Origin of the sequence: Novosphingobium anseongense (assembly GCF_037482895.1) — a bacterium.
Classification (GTDB): Bacteria; Pseudomonadota; Alphaproteobacteria; order Sphingomonadales; family Sphingomonadaceae; genus Novosphingobium; species Novosphingobium anseongense.
This window is the reverse complement of sequence record NZ_JBBHJZ010000010.1, coordinates 52,872-71,970: the sequence shown is the minus strand read 5'-3', so window position 1 is coordinate 71,970 and position 19,099 is coordinate 52,872. Positions and strand designations below refer to the sequence as shown.

At 60.6% G+C, this 19,099-nt stretch carries 15 protein-coding genes; 7 read left to right on the top strand and 8 right to left on the bottom strand.

Annotated features, from left to right (window positions below):
• On the bottom strand, window positions 1-1,127 hold a 1,127-nt coding region (locus WG901_RS23615), incomplete at its 3' end, for an AsmA family protein (protein WP_465263058.1).
• 609 nt (window positions 1,128-1,736) lie between these two features.
• Between WG901_RS23615 and WG901_RS23610 the strand changes: the two genes are divergently transcribed.
• Both WG901_RS23610 and WG901_RS23605 read left to right on the top strand, forming a co-directional pair.
• A complete protein-coding gene (locus tag WG901_RS23610) occupies window positions 1,737-2,843 on the top strand; it encodes a histidine kinase dimerization/phosphoacceptor domain -containing protein (RefSeq protein ID WP_339589596.1) in 1,107 nt (368 codons plus the stop codon).
• Window positions 2,840-3,283 carry a response regulator gene (locus WG901_RS23605; protein WP_339589595.1) on the top strand — a complete coding sequence of 148 codons (444 nt, stop codon included), beginning with the start codon at window positions 2,840-2,842 and terminating at the stop codon, window positions 3,281-3,283. Before WG901_RS23610 ends, WG901_RS23605 begins: the two co-directional genes overlap by 4 nt.
• Window positions 3,284-3,426: 143 nt before the next feature.
• Here the strand turns inward: WG901_RS23605 and WG901_RS23600 are convergent, their stop codons facing one another.
• The gene (locus WG901_RS23600; RefSeq protein WP_339589594.1) at window positions 3,427-3,861 is read right to left on the bottom strand and encodes a hypothetical protein; all 435 of its coding nucleotides are present in this window, start codon (window positions 3,859-3,861) and stop codon (window positions 3,427-3,429) included.
• A gap of 254 nt (window positions 3,862-4,115) precedes the next feature.
• On the opposite strand from WG901_RS23600, the gene WG901_RS23820 reads away from it, so the two are divergent.
• Entirely contained in the window at window positions 4,116-4,541 is a 426-nt protein-coding gene (locus tag WG901_RS23820; protein WP_417603993.1) for a UrcA family protein, read from the top strand.
• Between the two features lie 283 nt (window positions 4,542-4,824).
• Here the strand turns inward: WG901_RS23820 and WG901_RS23595 are convergent, their stop codons facing one another.
• Together WG901_RS23595 and folE are read right to left on the bottom strand one after the other, a co-directional pair.
• Complete coding sequence (locus WG901_RS23595) at window positions 4,825-5,775, bottom strand: NAD(P)/FAD-dependent oxidoreductase (RefSeq protein ID WP_339589593.1); 951 nt, start codon at window positions 5,773-5,775, stop codon at window positions 4,825-4,827.
• Window positions 5,772-6,401 (bottom strand): GTP cyclohydrolase I FolE, encoded by a 630-nt coding sequence (folE, locus tag WG901_RS23590; RefSeq protein WP_339589592.1) that lies wholly within the window; start codon window positions 6,399-6,401, stop codon window positions 5,772-5,774. The genes WG901_RS23595 and folE overlap by 4 nt, the downstream gene beginning before the upstream one ends.
• Window positions 6,402-6,527: 126 nt before the next feature.
• Between folE and WG901_RS23585 the strand changes: the two genes are divergently transcribed.
• Window positions 6,528-7,106: a PAS domain-containing protein gene (locus tag WG901_RS23585; protein WP_339589591.1), complete on the top strand. Its 579-nt coding sequence runs from the start codon at window positions 6,528-6,530 to the stop codon at window positions 7,104-7,106.
• 16 nt (window positions 7,107-7,122) lie between these two features.
• On the opposite strand, the gene ispH is transcribed toward WG901_RS23585, so the two are convergent.
• The gene (gene ispH, locus WG901_RS23580; protein ID WP_339589590.1) at window positions 7,123-8,997 is read right to left on the bottom strand and encodes a 4-hydroxy-3-methylbut-2-enyl diphosphate reductase; all 1,875 of its coding nucleotides are present in this window, start codon (window positions 8,995-8,997) and stop codon (window positions 7,123-7,125) included.
• A 131-nt stretch (window positions 8,998-9,128) separates the two neighbouring features.
• On the opposite strand from ispH, the gene WG901_RS23575 reads away from it, so the two are divergent.
• Together WG901_RS23575 and WG901_RS23570 are read left to right on the top strand one after the other, a co-directional pair.
• Window positions 9,129-10,622, top strand: a complete 1,494-nt coding sequence (locus WG901_RS23575; RefSeq protein WP_339589589.1) for a phytoene desaturase — start codon at window positions 9,129-9,131, stop codon at window positions 10,620-10,622.
• 493 nt (window positions 10,623-11,115) lie between these two features.
• On the top strand, window positions 11,116-12,201 hold the full coding sequence (locus WG901_RS23570) for an AI-2E family transporter (RefSeq protein ID WP_339589599.1): 1,086 nt from the start codon (window positions 11,116-11,118) through the stop codon (window positions 12,199-12,201).
• Between the two features lie 383 nt (window positions 12,202-12,584).
• Here the strand turns inward: WG901_RS23570 and WG901_RS23565 are convergent, their stop codons facing one another.
• Window positions 12,585-12,950, bottom strand: coding sequence for a DUF6481 family protein (locus tag WG901_RS23565; protein ID WP_339589588.1), 366 nt, complete (start codon window positions 12,948-12,950; stop codon window positions 12,585-12,587).
• Window positions 12,951-14,073: 1,123 nt separating this feature from the next.
• Here WG901_RS23565 and WG901_RS23560 point away from each other — a divergent pair.
• Window positions 14,074-14,535, top strand: a complete 462-nt coding sequence (locus tag WG901_RS23560; RefSeq protein ID WP_339589587.1) for a hypothetical protein — start codon at window positions 14,074-14,076, stop codon at window positions 14,533-14,535.
• 502 nt (window positions 14,536-15,037) lie between these two features.
• Here WG901_RS23560 and WG901_RS23555 read toward each other — a convergent pair.
• Window positions 15,038-17,353, bottom strand: coding sequence for a putative bifunctional diguanylate cyclase/phosphodiesterase (locus WG901_RS23555; protein ID WP_339589586.1), 2,316 nt, complete (start codon window positions 17,351-17,353; stop codon window positions 15,038-15,040).
• Window positions 17,354-17,383: 30 nt separating this feature from the next.
• Entirely contained in the window at window positions 17,384-19,078 is a 1,695-nt protein-coding gene (locus tag WG901_RS23550; protein WP_339589585.1) for a FecR family protein, read from the bottom strand.
• Window positions 19,079-19,099 lie beyond the last annotated feature (21 nt).

Genomic DNA, 19,099 nt, shown 5'->3' with positions numbered 1-19,099 from the left:
TCCGGAACGATCTTAGGGCCTTCGGCGCGGACAATGGCCGCGGCTTTTGCCTGCCCCGCATCGGTTGACAGATCCGCGAAGTCCAGGCGCGCGAAGCGCAGGTCGCCGTCGAGTTCCGATCGGCCGCTGTTTTTGTCGACGCTCAGGTTTCCGCTGATCTGGCTGCTACCGATCGTTCCCGCCAAACTTCGAATGGTCCAACGCCTGCTTCGATGTGTGACGTCCGCCGCGACATTGACCGGCTGGGTACCCAAGAGGCCCGCTTCGATCACCCGATCAATGAGCTTTAAATCGTTAGCGCGCGCCGAGACCTTCAGGGCCATGTCGGAAGCGTTCAAGGGTCCAGCGGTTGATCCTTTCATCCGCATGTCGATGGCGGGGCCCACGATGTTCGCCTCGAATGACCAAGGTTCATTCTTCGCCTTGATCGGCCCCTGCAAAAATAGGCGGACAGGATTTCCGTCTATCTCGCCGTGGCCCGTCGCGAGCAGCCCGCGCTGGGGATTTATCGTGACGGCTAGCGACATCGAGCGATGCTGCAAATCGTCCCGATAGCGCACATCAGCCTCGACCCTTTCGATCGCAGACAGCGAAATCCCCCCGCCTTGCCCGCCGCCCTTAGGATCGCCATCGCGCCAGTTCACGCGTCGGCTCGCATCGCGCACGAAGTCCAACTTCACGCCGTCGGCCGAAAGCAGTTCTGCATCTAGCTTCCCAACGATGGCAGGTAACATGGCAATGCGAATCCGAAGGGCATCGATAGACGCGAGCTTGCCAGGCCCTGCCCACTTTGCCTGCGGAATCTCCAATCCTCTGACCTGAAAGACTGGGGTGAACGAAAAGGCGATTTCGCGACGGACCGAGCGAATGGTGACGGGCCTGCCAATCTGCTCGCCCAGCTTTCGTTCAGCGATGCCTTTCAGCCATGCAGCCGGAAAGACAGCGATACCTGCGAAAACGGTACCCAAGACGACGATGCCGGTGACTATAGCGACCTTCGTCCGCCGCCCGATGGTGATCATCGCGTGCAAATGCCCGAACGATTGAAACGTTCCGGATCGACGTCCATAGCCGTTTTTCGAAAAGGCGGCAAAAGTCGAGACGGCTGGAACGTCTCGACGATGCAATACAAGGCATTTTTATGCCCGCTATGTTAGAGGACATGCCAGTCTTCCAATCGAAGTGGCGCTTCCCGTCCGACTATCTGAAGCGGCGCTTCGCCGTGTTGCATGATGGTGCGCCGCCGGCCGGTGTGTAATCAACAATAGTGTCGTTGCGTATCTCAATGACAACGCTCAGGCCGTTGCCGACCTCTAGTCCTACCCTACTCATAACATACTGCGTTTCGCTTCTCAGATACGCCGATGCAAAGCACACTATCGAAACATCGCAGCAGGTGTCCCGACGGCTAATTCGAGGCTTCGGTGTCCATACAGGCGAGGTTTCACGTCATCATCAACGGAATGCTAACCTCGACTTGCTGGTTGCAGCTCCGACCATTCCGCACCGCAAACTCTGACGTCTGAGACCGAAAAGCGGCGGGCTTCCACTCGCCGCACTTCGTCTTGACGTCAATAAATCGTAGAGCCGGCTTTGCCATCCTGTCTGCCTAAGGCAGTGGTCAGAGGCAAACAGGTCACCGAGTTGGCCAACGCCTTTGGCCCGCTGGAACCCGATCGAGTGAACGTGCGTTTGAAATCCCGTGCGAAGCCTCCGGCTAATCGCTGGAGGAACTCTTGAAACAACGCGACGACTGGCACCTGACCGACGCGCTCGAATACGAGCACGGCAGGGGAGACCCGTTCGCAGCCGCGGTGCGGGCGACGAGAATGCCCATGGTGATCACCAATCCGGGCCTGGACGATAATCCAATCGTCTTCTGCAACGAGGCGTTTCAGGAGCTGACGGGCTACTCGCGGGAGGAAATTGTCGGCCGCAACTGCCGCTTTCTCCAAGGACCTGATACGGACATGTCCGAGGTCGCACTGGTGCGTGAAGCCATCAGCCGGGGTCACGACATCGCAGTCGACCTTCTCAACTATCGCAAGGATGGGTCGACGTTCTGGAACGCACTCTATCTGTCACCAGTGCGTGACAAGGACGGCATCGTCCGGTTTTTCTTTGCGTCCCAGTTGGACGTTACCGAGCGCATTGAGGCGCATCAGACCGTCAACGACCAGAAGGCCCTCGTCGAACGAGAGGTCGAACGGCGGACAGCGGATCTCCAGGCAGCGCTTGAGGCTAAGACCATTCTGCTTCACGAAGTCGATCACAGGGTGAAGAACAATCTCACCATGATCGGATCGCTGCTGCGGTTGCAGGTTCGCACCATCGACGATCCAGAGATCATGGCAAAACTGGATTCGATGCTGGAGCGCGTGGATGCATTGGCGATCGTCCATCGCCAGCTCTATCAATCCAAGGACATCACACGTTTTGACATCGGCAGCTTTGCGACCAGCCTCGTCACGGACGTGGTCGGCTCCAGCGGCCGGACCAACATCGATCTGCGGCTTGACGCCAGGCCGTTGTTCGTCGCCGCGGCTCACGCATCCGCACTCGGCCTCATTCTAAATGAAATTGTGACCAACGCCCTCAAGCACGCTTTCTCTGACGAAAGACCGGGCTACCTCCATCTCTCCGTCGAGGCCGACGAGACGCGAGGGGTCATCAAGATATGCGATGATGGCCCCGGGCTGCCTTCGACCAAGCGAACAAAGAGCATAGGCATGGCACTCATCACGCGATTGGCTCGCCAAGCTCATGCTCAGGCGGTGTGGAGTAACAACACCCCAGGAACTTGCGTCACCATCACGTTTCCTCGCAGCGAGTTCTCTACATGACGAAGACGATGGAAGTACTTGTTGTCGAGGACGAAATGTTGCTGGTGATGGACATTGAAGCGATGATCGAAGACTCCGGCCATCGTGTAGTAGCAGAGGCCGCTAGCTTGCAGGAAGTCGAAGCGCTTCCGCAAGAGGTCGATCCACAGCTGGCTTTCGTCGACATCCACCTTGCGGATGGCTCAAACGGCCTCGAGGTGTGTGAGGTCATCAAGCGCAGATGGCCCGAAGCACTCATAGTTTTCGTGACTGCCAATGTCGCGATGATCCCCGAAGACTTCTCTGGCGCCCACGGCGTGATAGCCAAGCCCTTTTCGCACGCCGGTATCATGAACGCGCTGCGATATCTCGCGAACGGGGTATTCGATCCGCCACCGACTATCCCAAGGCCCGACAGTCTCTTGCCTTCACCGCATCTCGCAAAGCGTTGGGCCGCATAACCCCCGCGACCTTGCCGCCCATACGGTGCCTTGTCCGCAAGTGCTGCAAGGGGCTGCGCTGTCCCGTCACGAACGGCCGCCTTTTACAAGTTTACGAAAGGCGGCTGGATGGAAGGCAGCTCGACTGCAGTCCCGCGTTTGGTCTAGTCTACGAGGCGTAAGCGTCCGAGCCCTAGTCGCCTGTCGCCCTCGGTAGCGGCATCCAACGCCTCTTCCATTTTCGTCAGGCCAAGCAAGCTCAGTTTTAGAAGGCTGCGGCGCCGATCTTTCTCGTCGCGGCAGCGTTCGATTAACCCCTCAGACTGCAAAACACCGATCCAACGCAGCACGGTCGTAGGCGGGGAGCTCGACCCGGCGCAGACCTGGAAAACGCATGTTTTGCTGCTGGTGCGATGAACGTACAATTCGAGCAAGATATCCCACGCAGGGTTGTGAAAAAGCGGAGAGGCAAAAACGCGGTCGCGAGCCTTGCGCGCTGCTATCCAGGCCAGCGCAATGGTCTGCCTGGCTGGCGCATCATTGCTCTCATCGCTTTGCACACCGTTGAGGGCATGTAGATCAAATCGAATAGCGTTCATATCGTCAGCCCCGGAAGACCCCTGCCTCACACGACGAATCTAACCTCGGTTAGGTTGGTGCAACGGAACGATACCTCGGATTTGGAGATATCCGCGCGGGCGCATTGCGCAGTCCTCGCAAACCCCGATGAATGCTCACATTCACGGAGAAGTTTCATCCGGTTCGTCGGGTGCTGTGCCGGCGAACAGTGCGCTTCAGAAACCAATTCCGATCCCGCCCGTTCTGGGAGCGCTGGGGCGATTGAGAGGATGAGATGAAAACAACAAGCCTGATGGCCGCTCTTGGTCTGGTCGTATCCGCGACAGCTCTGCCCTCCCTGGCTATCGCACAAGGAACCTCTGAAGAAATTATTGTAAGTGGCCGCTATGGTCGCGTCCCGGAGAGCGCTCAGACCGCCTCGCAGGCAGTCAGCTATGCGGACCTCGACCTTAGCACATCGGCTGGTCGAGACGAACTTCGTCACCGCGTCAATCTGACGGCACGTTTTCTTTGCGATAAATTGGGTGAAAGCCCGACAGGCGACAGCCTGGCGCCTTCGTGCCGGCAAGCGGCGGCGCAGGATGCGCTTAAGCGCGTCGGCACTCTTGAGGCAGGGTTTGCGCCCCGTGGAACGGCATGGGTTCGCCCTCCCGCATGGACTGCCCCCTACCCAAATGACTGGGCGACGCGATATCCCTAGCAGCGATGAAGGCTGGCTGATCACTGTTGAACAATCGCGACACCAGTGATCGACCAGAGCGTGAAGGCGACCGGTCGAAATTGCGAAGCCTTAGACTTTCATCTTGCCACCTGCGCCTTCACCTCTTCGTTTCCACCTCGAGTATGTTCCTCAGCAGACCAGCAATACACTTGTCGCGGTCGCATCCCGCCCATCGTCGGCTCACCACCATCTACCTTACCCGCGTCCCGTACAAGGTCGGCCTCGCTTTCCATGCCGCCTGACCCGAAAACTTGGGCGTATCTCAGGTCTGCGCCGCAATAGCCTGAAAGCATGCCACAATTTGTCGTCCGAGATCGTTACCAGACAGCCAGGCCTCCTCGACTGTCGGGCCGGTACACCAGTCGCCGCAAGCCCCAAGACGCTGATCGTGATTCCAACGGGATGACCCGTACAGACCGAAAGGCAGTGCAAAGCGCCATCGGTGAGCCTTGGCAAAAATGATGCCCGGCATCGGATATTCAAGTTCGTTGCCAAACTCCTCCAGTAGCAATTTTGCCACGTCTTCGCGAGGCAACTCAAGATTGGCACGCGACCATTGAGCGCTCGCCTGCAGCACCCAGCATTCGGCCGCACCGCGCCCGGGCTTGGAACTGTTCCGGACGGCGCTTGCTAGGACACCATCACAGGCGAGAACGCTTTCCCGGCTTGCGACAGGAGCCGTGAAGGCGGCCATGACCGACCAGCAGGGGGTTGATCGCACGGCCGCGACATCGCCGGCCCATTCCAGATCATGCAAGGAGAGGAGCGTCGCGGCTTGCTCGGCGGGCACGGCGATAACCATGGCTGCGAAAGGTCCCTCGCGAAAATCGCTCCCGGTCATGTACCAGCTTTCATCCTCGCGTTCGATCCGCTGGACCAATGCGCCGAACCGAGCATCCAGGAACTCGCATTGGCGAGTCACGAGCGCTGCCATAGACGGCACACCGACATAGGCGGCGCTGGGTCCGTTTGACCATGATGCTGTCCAACCGGCATTGCGCCAACGTTCGGCTTGCTCGAAAAACTCAGGCTGCCTTGCGGTGAAATGTGGTGCCCCGATGTCCCACGCCATGTCGTCGATAGTGACGCTGGCCAGGCGTCCACCGGGACGATTACCTTTGTCGACAAGGCTGACGTCGATCCCGTGGTCCGACAAGCGCTGCGCGCAAGCGAGACCGGATATCCCGGCCCCTACGATCCCAACTCGTGTCACTTCGAGGTACCAATGCCAAGGATTGCCAGTGCGGTGTTCCGGCTTATCGCATCGTCCTTGAAACACCCCAGCAGCTTGCTGGTTACCATATTCACGTTCAGAGTGCGGACGCCCCGACTGGTCATGCAGCCGTGACTCGCCTTGACGACTACCGCAATGCCCTGCGGCCTCAGACTAGACCAAAGGCATTGAGCGACTTCCGCAGTCAGCCGCTCCTGGAATTGCAAACGGCGTGCATATCGGTGAAGCACTTGGGCGAGCTCAGAGATGCCGATGATGCGATCGGCCGGGAGATAGGCTATCGAGGCCGTGCCGACGATGGGTGCAAGATGATGCTCGCAGCGCGACTGGAAGGGAATATCGCGCAGTACCACAATCTCGTTGTAGCCCCCCACTTCGCCAAAGGCGGCTTGCAGATGGACCGATGGATCTTCTCGGTATCCCGAGCAATAGTCGCGCCAGGCTCGGCCGACGCGCTCTGGTGTATCGAAAAGGCCTTCTCGGTCTGGGTCGTCGCCTGCCCAGCGCAAAAGTGTCCGGATCGCGTCTTGGACCTCGCCAGGAACCTGCTCGCCCACCGCTTCCGCCGGCGGCAGTAAATCCTCCTGCCTGACGTTTATCATCATTCCCTCGCCCAACAGTCCGGAACGTCGAGGCCTGCAACAGGCGTCGCCGCGGATTGGTCTAGGCGTGGCGAAAGCAGTCTGCGATATGACCATACGTGAAGTGCGAGAGAGGCGGCCCTTCGGACTATGAATCCGGATTACCTGATTTCCCATAGTACGGTTGCGGCTGTGGTCAGCGATCCCCGGCGTGCGGACAATCCGATCGTCGCTTGCAACGAGGCTTTTCTCGAGCTTACGGGCTACAATCGAGAAGAAATTCTCGGCCGCAATTGCCGCTTCCTGCGCGGCGAGCGCACAGAGCCGGCGCAGACAGCGATGCTGCGCGAGGCCATAGTCGCAATTCGGCCGGTCATGGTCGAGCTGATCAACTACCGAAAGGACGGCGCTCCGTTTCGCAATGCGGTCATGGTCGCTCCCCTATTCGACGACGACGGCGAGCTCACCTATTTTCTCGGATCGCAGATGGCGATCGTAGATACTGGCAGCAGCCGGCACGAGCGCGCCCGGCAGCGGATTGGACAGCTGACCGGGCGACAGCGACAAATCCTGGAAGCTATGGCAAACGGAAGGCTCAACAAGCAGATCGCCTTCGACCTCGGACTGACCGAACGCACGATAAAGATGCACCGGGCCGCCATGCTTCGCTCGCTTGGCATTCGAACCGTTGCGGACGCCATACGGGTCGCGATTGAAGCTGGATACTAGGTCGCCTGGCGCGACTTCAATGCACTCGCTCTACCGCAAACTTGGCAAGATCGCGCAGCGGTGACGCTTTCGATCCGAACACCGCCAAGGCCTCATGGCAAGCATTCTTCAGACGGCTAGCCTCTTGCTCTGCGCCGGTCAGCCCCATGATCACCGTTGCGCTTTTGCGTCCGCTGGACTCGTCCTTGCGGAGCCCCTTGCCGACGGCGGCCGGATCGCCGATTCTGTCCAAAATGTCGTCACGGATCTGGAACACGAGACCGAGATTCTCCGCAAACTGTAAAAGCCGGTCCTGCTCGTCAGCGCTACATGGTCCCAGCATCGTCGCAGCCTGGACTGCATAACGAATGAGGGCGCCGGTCTTGCGCGCCTCGCAAGCGAATAGGTCCGCTGCGGTCGGCTCGGCCGGAGGGTAGAGATCCATCATCTGCCCCCCCGCCAGACCGTCCTGACCGACAGCCCGCGTCAGCGCGAGCACAAGCTCGGCGCGGGTGGCACCGTCCGGATGGGACAAGGGATCCGCCAGAATCTCGAATGCGAGCGCCAGCAGAGCATCGCCAGCAAGCAACGCGGTCGCTTCGTCGAACTTGCGGTGGAGCGTCGGTCGACCACGCCGCAAGTCGTCGTTGTCCATGCAAGGCAAGTCGTCGTGGATCAGGGATTGGGCGTGAACGCACTCTATCGCGGCTCCGATACGCAAGGCCTGCGCGTAGGAGCCACCGATCAGATCGGCTACGGCGACGACCAGCAGGGTGCGGAAACGCTTTCCTCCACCAAGGCACGCGTACCGCATAGCTTCTGCAAGTCGGCGGCTGCGCGTCGTCGAGGTGCCTATCGCTGCGCCGAGAACGGCATCGACGTCGCGGCGAACGACCTCGATGCGGTCGCTCAGCGCCGTTGGGAACGATGCGCGATCGATTGTTTCGAGAGAGACCGGTTTGAATCGCGTGGTCTCCTGGACACCAGGAACCTCGACCAGCGAATAGCCTCTGCTGCGGAGGGAGGTGCTGATCGCCTCGACGATCCAGTCCGGGGTCGAGGCTGCCGCCGTCAATCCTATGGTTGTCGCCTTCGCGATGCGTTCGAAAGGCACTTCTGCAGCAACGGCGACCAGAAAGGCTTCTGGGCATCCCGCTGCACGTGCGACCTCTACGAGACGCTGAGCGTTCGATGAGGTCACGTCTCCTGCGACAATGACGACGTCGCATTGCGCAGCCATCGCCTCCACCGCTCTTTGCCGGTTGGTCGTGGCGTAACAGATGTCGCTTGTTCGCGGCCCCACGCAATCGGCGAACCGCGCCTTTATCGCCGCGATCATCTCTTCTGCGTCGTGAGTCGCAAAAGTCGTTTGCACGGCGTAGGCGACGGCGCTGTTTGCGGCGAGGTCGAGAACTTCGAGATCGGCAGGGCTCGCGACGACTGAAATGGCGCCAGCAGGGACTTGCCCGATGGTTCCGACGATTTCCGGATGACCTTGATGGCCGATGAGAAGAATGTGCCGACCAGCACGATACCAGTTTTCGACTTCGGCGTGGACCTTCGCCACGAGCGGGCAAATTGCATCGACCAGCCGAAGGTTTCGGGCTTGTCCTGCGACTTTGACCGAACGCGCACTGCCGTGCGCGGATAAGATCGCTATCGCGCCCTCAGGTACTTCACCGATCTCAGCCACGAAGATCGCGCCGCGACGTTCAAGTCGCTCGACTACCTCTCGGTTGTGAACGATGGCTCGACGCACGAATACCGGAGGACCGAACCTGTCGAGCGCCGCTTCCACGACAGAAATGGCGCGTTCGACGCCCGCGCAGAAACCACGGGGATTTGCCAGAAGGACGCGCCGTTCCTCGCCGATTGGCTGCAACAACGACGAATTTGGGGCTGCGTCAGCCATTTCGGTCTCCTCTCACTTGCCAAACTGCCGATCCCGGCGCGGATTTCCATCCACCCTTTGGGACAGGTTGTTCTGGTCAGGTCTTCGCATACCGCTGAGGTCAAGATCACTCTTTGCAAGGCAACATTCCCATGTCGTCGAAGTCTTCCGCCATTGTCATCGGCTCAGGGTTTGGCGGACTAGCTCTTGCCATCAGGCTCCAAAGCGCGGGCATAGCAACGACTGTCGTGGAGGCGCGCGATCGGCCGGGCGGCCGCGCCTATGCCTGGAAGCACGACGGCTACACCTTCGATGCAGGGCCGACGGTGATCACCGACCCGGCATGCCTGGAAGAGCTTTGGTCCCTGTCGGGGAACAACATGGCGGATGACGTGACGCTGCTGCCTGTCGATCCATTCTACCGGATGATCTGGAATGATGGCACACAGTTCGATTATTCCAATGACGAGGGTCTACTCGATGCGGAAATCGCCAAGCTGGATTCGTCCGACATCGAGGGCTACGCGCGTTTCCTGGAGTATTCCAAAGCCGTCTACGAGGAAGGCTACGTCAAGTTGGGCGCCGTCCCGTTTCTCAACTTTACGAGCATGATCAAGGCTGCCCCCGCACTCGCGCGCCACAAGGCTTGGCGCTCGGTCTATTCCGTTGTCGCCAGCTTCGTCCAAAACGAACAGCTGCGGCAGATCCTGTCTTTTCACACGCTGCTGGTGGGCGGAAATCCCATGCGGACAAGCAGTATCTACGCGCTGATCCATCAATTGGAGAAGCTCGGTGGCGTATGGTTCGCCAAGGGCGGCACCAATGCCCTGATCGATGCCATGGTCGCGCTGTTCCAGAGGCTGGGCGGGATGCTGTTCCTGGGGGAGAAAGTGGGTAAGATTACCCACTCTGGTCGAAGGGTGACTGGCGTCATCACGGAAGCCGGTGTGCATCTGGCGGCAACTATGGTCGCCAGCAATGCCGATTTGGTTGGAACCTACGCCATGATCGGCGAGAGCGACTACGCGAGGCGCAAAGTCGTTGGCCTCAAGCGCAAGCGGTTTTCGCCGAGCCTCTTTGTGGTACATTTTGGATTGAATGGGACCTTTCCAGGCATCGCACATCATTCCATTCTATTCTCAGACAGGTACGGTCCGCTCCTCGAAGATATCTACGATCGAGGCCGGCTCCCCGAAGACCCCTCGATATATCTCCATCACCCTAGCGCCAGCGACCCCGATATGGCTCCTTCAGGAAAGTCGGCATTTTATGCTCTTGCTCCCGTGCCCCATCTCGGTGCCGAGCAGATCGACTGGGAAAGAGAAGGCGCGCGCTATCGAAGCGTCGTACTCGGGCGGGTGAGAGACCTCCTGATACCTGATCTCGACCAACGCCTCGATACATGTTTTCATTATACGCCGCTTGATTTTTCCGCGGATCTCGGCGCTCATCTGGGAAGCGCCTTTAGTCTTGAGCCAATATTGACGCAAAGTGCGTGGTTCCGTGGTCACAACCGAGACGATCACTTCCGCAATCTCTTTCTCGTAGGAGCTGGCACACATCCTGGAGCCGGCATTCCCGGCGTCGTGGGAAGTGCGAAGGCGACAGCGTCACTAATGATGGCCTCTCCGTCCAGTCCCAGCTAATTTAGAAGCTGACGTCAGCTTTGGCGCTCCGAAGAAGACAGTTTCGACTCCAAAATGTTGTTTTGACCCGGGGTAGCTCCCAAATGTGATTGATCGGCTCTAAATTGCAAGCGATCACCTGCGTGCCGCCAGCCTGCCAGCCCCTTCCTTATCACGTCGGGCGGCACGAACATCCGCCCCTCTGACCCCGATTTTGATTATCACTCACTGCGGGCGTCGGTTAGCCTTCAATTCTAAGTAAGCTGTGATTCACGTCGAGACGTCCGGATAAGCGGGGATCTCGCCGGGAAACGAGGGAGTGACATGATCCCGCCGCTCTCTCGATCTTTCGTTCGTGCTTGAACGCGCGCCTGCCAATCTGACGATGCGCTTGTGACGCGAAAGCCTAGGTGAGCAAATGTCCACGCGGCGCGTTTCCACCAGACGAACCTCATATCTGGCCTCGTAACGCGGTGATCCATCCGCGAGGCCTTCAACAGGATTGCAAGCCATGATGCCGACCAAAGCGGGAATTGAACGCGGCGGGATGATCCTGTTTCTCGCGTTGATAACCATCGGCCTGATCGTGGTCGTTTCGGGATTTCTTGGCGCACTATTGTGGGCAACGCTCACCGCTATCCTCTTCCAGCCCATATTTGAGCGGCTCCTGCAAAAATGGCCGGATCGCGAAAGCCGTGCGGCCGGCTTGACCATGTTGATCCTAACGGTCGCCGTCGTAATCCCGCTCTTGGTGGTGAGCAGCATGGTCGTCGACCAGGCAGCCGGCGTGTATCAACAGATGCGCTCGGGCCAGATCGACTTCGGCCAGTATTTTCGACAGGTGCATGACGCCTTACCCGATCGCCTCCGAAACCTGGTCGATACCTGGGGTTTTGGTAGCTTCGAGCGTGCCCAACAACGACTGTCCCAAGCCCTTACAGAGAGCGTGAGCGTCATCGCTCGCCGCGCATTCTCGATCGGCGCCAATGCCGCTGCCTTCCTGCTGACGTTCGGCGTCGGTCTCTACGTCACCTTCTTCCTGTTGCGCGACGGTCGCAAGATCGGACCCGCAATCGTAAAAGCGCTACCCCTCGACGACGGTTTTGCCCCACTTCTGGCGGAAAGGTTTGTCGCAGTCGCCAGAGCGACGATCAAGGGATCGGGACTGGTCGCCGTGGCCCAAGGCGCGCTTGGCGCCGTCACCTTCGCCATCGTCGGATTGCCGGCCGCCTTGTTATGGGGTGTGCTCATGGCCATCGCCGCGCTGTTGCCTGCGATCGGGCCAACGATCGTTTGGGGTCCCGTCGCGCTCTATCTGCTCGCGACGGGCGCATACTGGCAAGCTGGCGTCGTCGTCGGCTCGGGCGTGATCGTAATCGGGCTCGCCGACAACATTCTTCGCCCTCTCCTCGTGGGACGGGACACTGGCGTGCCTGACTGGCTCGTTCTGGTGACCACGCTGGGCGGTATCGAAGCCGTCGGGTTGAGCGGCATCGTCGTCGGACCCATGGCAGCAGCCCTGTTTCTCGCGGGCTGGCAGGCGCTCACCGATGCGAAGGCCCCAAGCCGCACTCCTGCAGCGCGGCCGAGCCAAGAGTGAACGAAGGCGAGTTCTAAAGAGCTCACGAATGTCGCCGTAAGCGCCCATCGTCGACGCCTTGGCGCCGGGGGTGAACGCCCCAGTTCCGCTCGGAATGGCCTGAAACGCGCCTAGCAGGTCACCGCTCACCACCTTCTCCACGGGCAAGGGCTTAGATGTCGGCAAACTGCCGGATACCGCGAGGGTGCCAGCGCCGCAAACCACATCGCGATGACTCATTTCTGCAAGTCAAATCGCTGCTTAATGCCATAAACTGTGGCGACAGCGCTCGCATGAGCACTCGGGCTTTTGAAAAACCAGGCCTCGACGCTGGATTCCGCGCCGCTCATTAGCTCCGCACACTCGGCAACTGCGCGTCGCGGAGAAGCTCGCGAGCGACCATCCTATCTCTTGCGCGCCTTGCGGGCGGCATACCGAGCGTCGCGCGCAGCCTTGAGCTCTTCGGTGGTAGGTAGCTTTGGCCGAGCTGCCTCAGCAGCGGCGCGAGCCTCCTCGGCAGCAGCTGCGGCCGCTGTGGCGGCGTCGCGCTGTGCCTGCTCCATTGCGGCCTTCGCGGCCTCGCGAGCCGCCACAGCGGCAGCGCGCTTCTCGGCTTCACCGGTTTCCTTTTGGCGCCGGCGTTCGGCACGCTCGGCGAGTTCGGCCTCGCTAGGCTTGGGCTTGTTCTTCAACATCTCCAGAGCCTTGATCTTGGCGCTGTTGGCGGCAGCAACCCGGTCATTGAAGCCTGGTTCCTTGTATCCTCGCATCAAATCTTCTCGTTTCGGAATGGTCGTTAGGGGAGGCGGGCTCCTACAGGAAAGTGCCTGCTGTGCACATCTGATGCTGCACCGAAGGCCGTCCGAATGCATCAAAGTGGCGGCGTCCAGCTTCGATTGTAAGAGTGTCGCCTTGGCGCTTGATGAATGGATGCCAGCTATCAGAGAGCTGCCAAGACCGCGGGACGACTCGAATGTCGGCGAAACCTACCTCTTGGAACTATCGCGAGATCGCACCGACTTGCGTTGGCGGCTTGCTCCATCGTCCTGAGGGCCATGGCTACTCACCCAGCTTTCAACCTCAGTTCTACTCCACCGTCCCCGGGATCCATCTCGACGGGGTGGAAACAATCCAGCGCGCATAAGCATCGAAAGGCGGGCGGGACCAATCCCCGTGAGCCCGACGACCTGAAATATCCCAATCATGTCTTCCTGCGTCTCGGTCATTCGTACAAGATAAGGGCGGATCCAAATAGCGCGAGCGCGAGCTAGTAAATTCCCACCGGACTCCGGCTCAAAGCCTCGATCCATACCAATGGACAGCAATCGGCTTCTGACGAACAGGGGCAGTCGGCAGCCAAGGTCTGCAGATTTCGAGGCAGAAACAGGTTCAACTTGCCGTGTCGAGCAAGCCTTGCGTGGATTGCAACCGGCCAATCGGTTTTCGCAATTGCAAAAAGCTGACCTAGGCTAGAAAGGGAAATTGCCTTTCAGGCATCCTCTCCCATAACTATATCGGCTCGGCCTTCCGGCCGGGCCATTTTTTTGGGAACAAAATCTGAATCAATTCACAGGGCTATCACGTCTATTCGTGACGACTGAGGCATTCGCGAATGCCTCCGAGAATATTCATGCGGAAATGCAATTTTCAAATGCCATTTCTCTATTACTTCCAACCTGGATAATCTCTAAATCCCTGATTCCATCCGGTGGCTCACACATCTGACAATTGCTATTTCAACCGAAAAGACGCCCACTTGCTGTTGCCGCATCGCAACATTATTCGTCAAATCTTGAGAAGAAGTGCGCAAGCCTCTTGCCCCAGCAAAGACCGGCGCCTAGCCGGCAGCCGCCCCCGCCACAAAGAAGGGGCATGTTTTCAGGAGTTTATGTAATGCGTACTGTTGTTCTTTCGCTGCTCGCCTCGCTTGCAGTCGCTTCGCCTGCCCTCGCCAACGAGGCGCGCGTCGAGGCCCGCGGCGGCATCATCTGGGACCAGGGTGACGAAGAGGCCATTGCCGGCATCGCCGCGGGCTACGACTGGGATCTGGGTGGCAGCACGTTCGTCGGCGTCGAAGCGTCGGCAGACAAGATCCTGACCGACAACACGCGCGTTGCCTTCGGCTTTGGCGGCCGCCTCGGCGTCAATGGAGGCGAAGCGGGCAAGGTCTATGTCGCGTCGAGCTACAACACCAAGCCCTGCCGCCTGTGCGAGGACTCGGTAAGCCTTGGCGCCGGCTACCAGCACAGCTTCGGCCAGAGCCTCTACGGCAAGGTCGAATATCGGCACTTCTTCGTCGGCAACGGCTTCAGCGATCCTGATGCTGTGGTTGCCGGTCTCGGCGTGAAGTTCTGACACTTTACGATTGAGTATGGATGAAGCCTCCGGGGGCTACGCTTCAGACGGGACGGGCCTCTTCCGAAAGGAAGGGGCCTTTCTTGTACGGACCTGACAACCCGAGCATCTTGAATGCGAGCGGAATGCCCAAATGAACCTTGCCTCGGGTGGTGCCGACGTTCTTGCGTCCTTCCGACGCCAAGCGCTGCCGTCCTCAGGCTAAGAGGTAAGCGGCCGTCTCTCAGCGCAAAAGGCGATCAGAGGACGGCACATGCGCTGGACCTCACGTCTCCTGGAATGACGACCTGCATGCAATAAAGGCGGCGCCCTACGTTCCAACGGGTGGGTCAGGCGGGTCTCTGGGGCCTAAGTTGGGGACACGCCAGACTACCGGGGTAACGGAACCTGACAGCGCCCCCAACCAGACGTACGATTGGCACCCAATATCATCGAAGTCAGCATCAATCTGCACACAGTCGATTTCCACCGACAACGCGCACATGCTGCGCGCCAGGCACGATCACGCGGCCATGGAAACGGGTCGTTCGAGCAACGCCGAGAGGGCTTTTGCCGGAACCGCCTTGCTGATCAGATAGCCCTGGATCATGTCGCAACCCGCTGCGCGCAGGAATGCCATGCACTCAGGATCTTCGACGCCTTCCGCGACGACCTTGAGGCCGAGTTCGTGCGCGAGGTTGATCGTCGATTGGACCAGAACACCGTCGCTCCGGTTCTGATGCGCGAACTGCACGAAGCTGCGATCGATTTTCAACTCGTCGAGCGGAAGCTGCTTGAGATAGCTGAGCGTCGACTGCCCGGTGCCGTAATCGTCGATCGAGATGGCGATGCCCATCGCCTGGAACGACTCCAGCGCCGCGGCCGCTTCGGCTGCATTGGTCATCGCGGCCGATTCCGTCACTTCGAAGGTAAGGACGTGGGGGGCGATGCCGCTGGTTTCGATGAGGCTACGGAGCTCGGCAAGGAACGTCGCGGAATTGAGTAGCTTGGCGGATAGGTTGACGGCAGCCGTCATCGCATGGCCCTGCACTTTCCAGGTGTGAAGATCGCTGATCGTGCGCTCGAGAACGTGGAGCGTTAGTCCGGCAATGCGACCGTTGCGCTCCGCCAAAGGAACGAACAGGTCGGGTCGGAGCGGTCCGCGCGTTGGATGATTCCAGCGCACCAGCGCTTCGACGCTCGCGATCAGGTTGGTCTTGAGGCACAGCTTGGGCTGATAGTGGACGTCGAGCTCGCGATTGGCGATCGCCTCGTCGAGTTCGCCGAGCAGCGAGAGCTCGCGATCGACGGTCTCGTCGTCCTGCGCGTCGTGTACCTGCCAGTTCTGCCCGAGAGCAAGGGCCTGGTCCGCGGCGAGCAACGCACGCGCAATCGTACCGTCTGCATCCTCGTGCGCCCGCGCAGGCGAAAACCCGTAAACGAGCGAGACATCGACGCGGCGGCCGGCGACCTCCACGGGACTGAGCATCAGGGCGCGAAGCGTCGCCAGTGCAATTTCGAGCTGCTCGGCATCGTCGCACTGCCAGGCAAGCACACGGTGCTCGACCCGGAACACGGTCTCTCCGCCGGTCACCATGGCGATGCGCTCGCAAACGCGATGGATCAAGTCCATGGTCGCCCGATCGCCGAGCGCGCTGGCGAGCTTGTCATATTCGGCGAAGCGCGCCGCGACGACGCCCAGTCCCGCATTGGCCCGTACAGCGCCCCGCATCGCATGGCGGTTCGGCAGACCGGTCGCTAGGTCTTCGAACCGGCGTTTGCGGGCAGCCACCAGGATGCGCATGGCATAGGCGGCCGCGCTAAGGCTCGTCAGGGCGATGAGGCCCGGTACGACCGGAAATCGGCTGGCGAGAAACGCACGCGCTATGACCGACAGGCCGAACAGGGCAGCCGGCGCTATGATGACCGCGGCGAACAGGGCCTGGCTCCGCCGCAGATGGAGAATTCCCCAGCCGCAGAGCAGCGCGAAGAGCAGAGGCAGCACCCAGCCGCCTTCCCGCGGGACGCCGGCGCGCAAAGTCTCGGCAGCAATCGCCTGGATCACTACACCCGGGATCACGCCGTAGTTGGGAACGGCATAACGATCTCCCATCTCGATCGCCGTCGCGCCGATCAAGACCCGCTTGCCGGCGATCGCCGCCGGATCAAATCGCCCGTCGCGTATATCGATGAACGAGTGCCGGGGGATCGTCGTGGGATCGATCGCATAGTCGACCGGAAAGTTGCTATCCGCCGCGCCGCCGGAAATTCCGGCGATCATCGCCGAAAGCGAAGGGCGCGGCAGGCCGTCGGTCATGGTCGCGATCGGTGCGCGGCGGACGGCGCCGTCGGCATCTGGCAATATCGAGACAGCGGCGAGCGCGGCATGTTCGCGGAGCGCCGGGATCGGCAGAGAGTCGGTCCAGCCTCCCCGCCCGCCGCCGGCCTTCTGGCCGAACGTGGGCAGGATGACGCTGCTGCCCGGACGCGCCAGCGCAGCGGCGAAAGCGGCATCGTCTTGCGGATCGGAGTGTGACGAGAAGTCCACGTCGAAAGCGATCGACGCGGCGCCCGCGCGGCGCAGCTGATCGACAACCGCGGCATAGTTGCGCCGCGGCCAAGGCCAACGATCGATCGCCGCGATGCTGCGGGCATCGATCTCGACGATATGGAGATCGCCGCTCGCCGGGTGGCGACGCAATTGCGCACTGGCTGCCGACAGCGTGTGCTCGGGCGACCGGGCGAAGCCTGAAAGCGCGGCGAGAATGCCCAGCATCGCGCTGAAGGCCAGGGCGGCAAGACGCCAATGTCGCGCGATAGGGCAGAGCACGGCTGTCACCCGCTCACGTTCCACTGGCAATGCCGTGTCTTACTGGCTGTTGCCATTGCCCTGGCCATTTTCTTTGCCCGAACTGCCAAGTCCGAGCCCGAGCCCATTTCCGCCAACGCTCACCCCCAAGCCGATAGTCAAATCGGTGCTCCCACTCGATCCGCCGTTGCCGTTGTTCTGGCCGTTGGCATTGCCATTGCCATTATTGCCGCTGTTGCCGTTGCCCGCGTTCGTGTTGCCGTTACCGGCGTTCCCGAGCCCGACCTCGACACCAACGTTCCCAACGCCGAGCCCCAGTCCCAGGCCGTTGGTGCCCGAACCGCCTCCATTGCCATTATCCTGGACGTTGGCATTACCAGTGCCACTATTGCCACTATTGCCACTATTGCCACTATTGCCACTATTGCCACTATTGCCACTATTGCCACTGTTGCCGTTACCCGAGTTCGTGCTGTCGTTGCCGGAATTGCCGAGCCCGACCTCCACACCGGCGTTCCCCACGCCAAGCCCCAGCCCGAGACCGTTGCTGCCGGAATTGCCACCATTGCCGTTATCCTGGCCGTTGGCGTTGCCGTTGCCATTATTGCCGCTGTTGCCGCTGTTGCCGCTGTTGCCGCTGTTGCCGCTGTTGCCGCTGTTGCCGTTGCCCGAGTTCGTGTTGCCGGAATTGCCAAGTCCCACCTCGACACTTGGGTTACCAAGCCCGAGCCCCAAACCTGCAGCGTCGTTGCCATTGCCCTGGCCATTACCCTGGCCATTGGCACTGGCATTGCCCTGGCCGGGCGTTACGCCAACAGAAGCCCCCGGAACACCCTGGCTGGCATCGCCGACCGCGAGTTGCGGATTGCCGATCGCAGGGCTGGCCAGCCCAGAATCCTCTCCGCGCCCGAGATCCCGGACTGCGACAGCATCAACGCTCGCGAGTTGAACGACGGCATTCCCGCCCACGAGCCCACCCGTCGCTTGGCCGAGATCCACTGGCTTGGCGATGATGGGGCTCGAAATCACCTGACTTTCGTAGACCTCGCCGCTGCCGATCTCCTGGAGACCGCCATCCGTCAGACCGGCATCGGCCGCATTGGCTTGGGGCTCTGTCGCCTCGCCCGCCGACGCCGGAGCGGCGTCGACCGCAGGCGGCATGTCCCGCTGCGGCGAATCGATCTGACGCGTTTCCTGGCCCTGCACGGTCATGCGGAACAAGTCCGAGCTGCCGACGCTGGCGACCATGCCGGGCCGAATGATCTCGCTAGCTCCCCCGTCGAGCGTCGAGGTCTCGACCGCGCCCTCAACGACCTGCAGCGAGGTCCCCTCTCCCGTGACAGTGATCGAGAAGGTCGTGCCTTTGACCACGGCCGCGAGATAGGGGGTCTGCACGCCGAAATGCGGCGCCCCCTGCTTCTCGATCTGGAAGATCGCGTTGCCCCACTCTTGGACGACCTGGAACAGACCGCGACGCTCGGCAATTGCCGGAACGCGCACACGACTGCCCGGCGAGACCGTGACGAAGTCGCGACCATGGACAATCACCGCTCGCGCACCCGGTGCGGTCGAGACCGTCGCCCCGGGCACGATGCGCGACCCCCTAACGGCCGGCTGCGCCCGCCCCTGCTGCGCGATCGTGACCGAACCGCTGACTTCGCTGACCAGCCAATCGGGGGAAGCAGCATCGGCCCAGGCTGTTTGCGTAAGACAAAGGCCCAGAAGAAAGGTGAACGACTTCAACAATGCGCGCATGATGGACCCTCATCAGGAGCC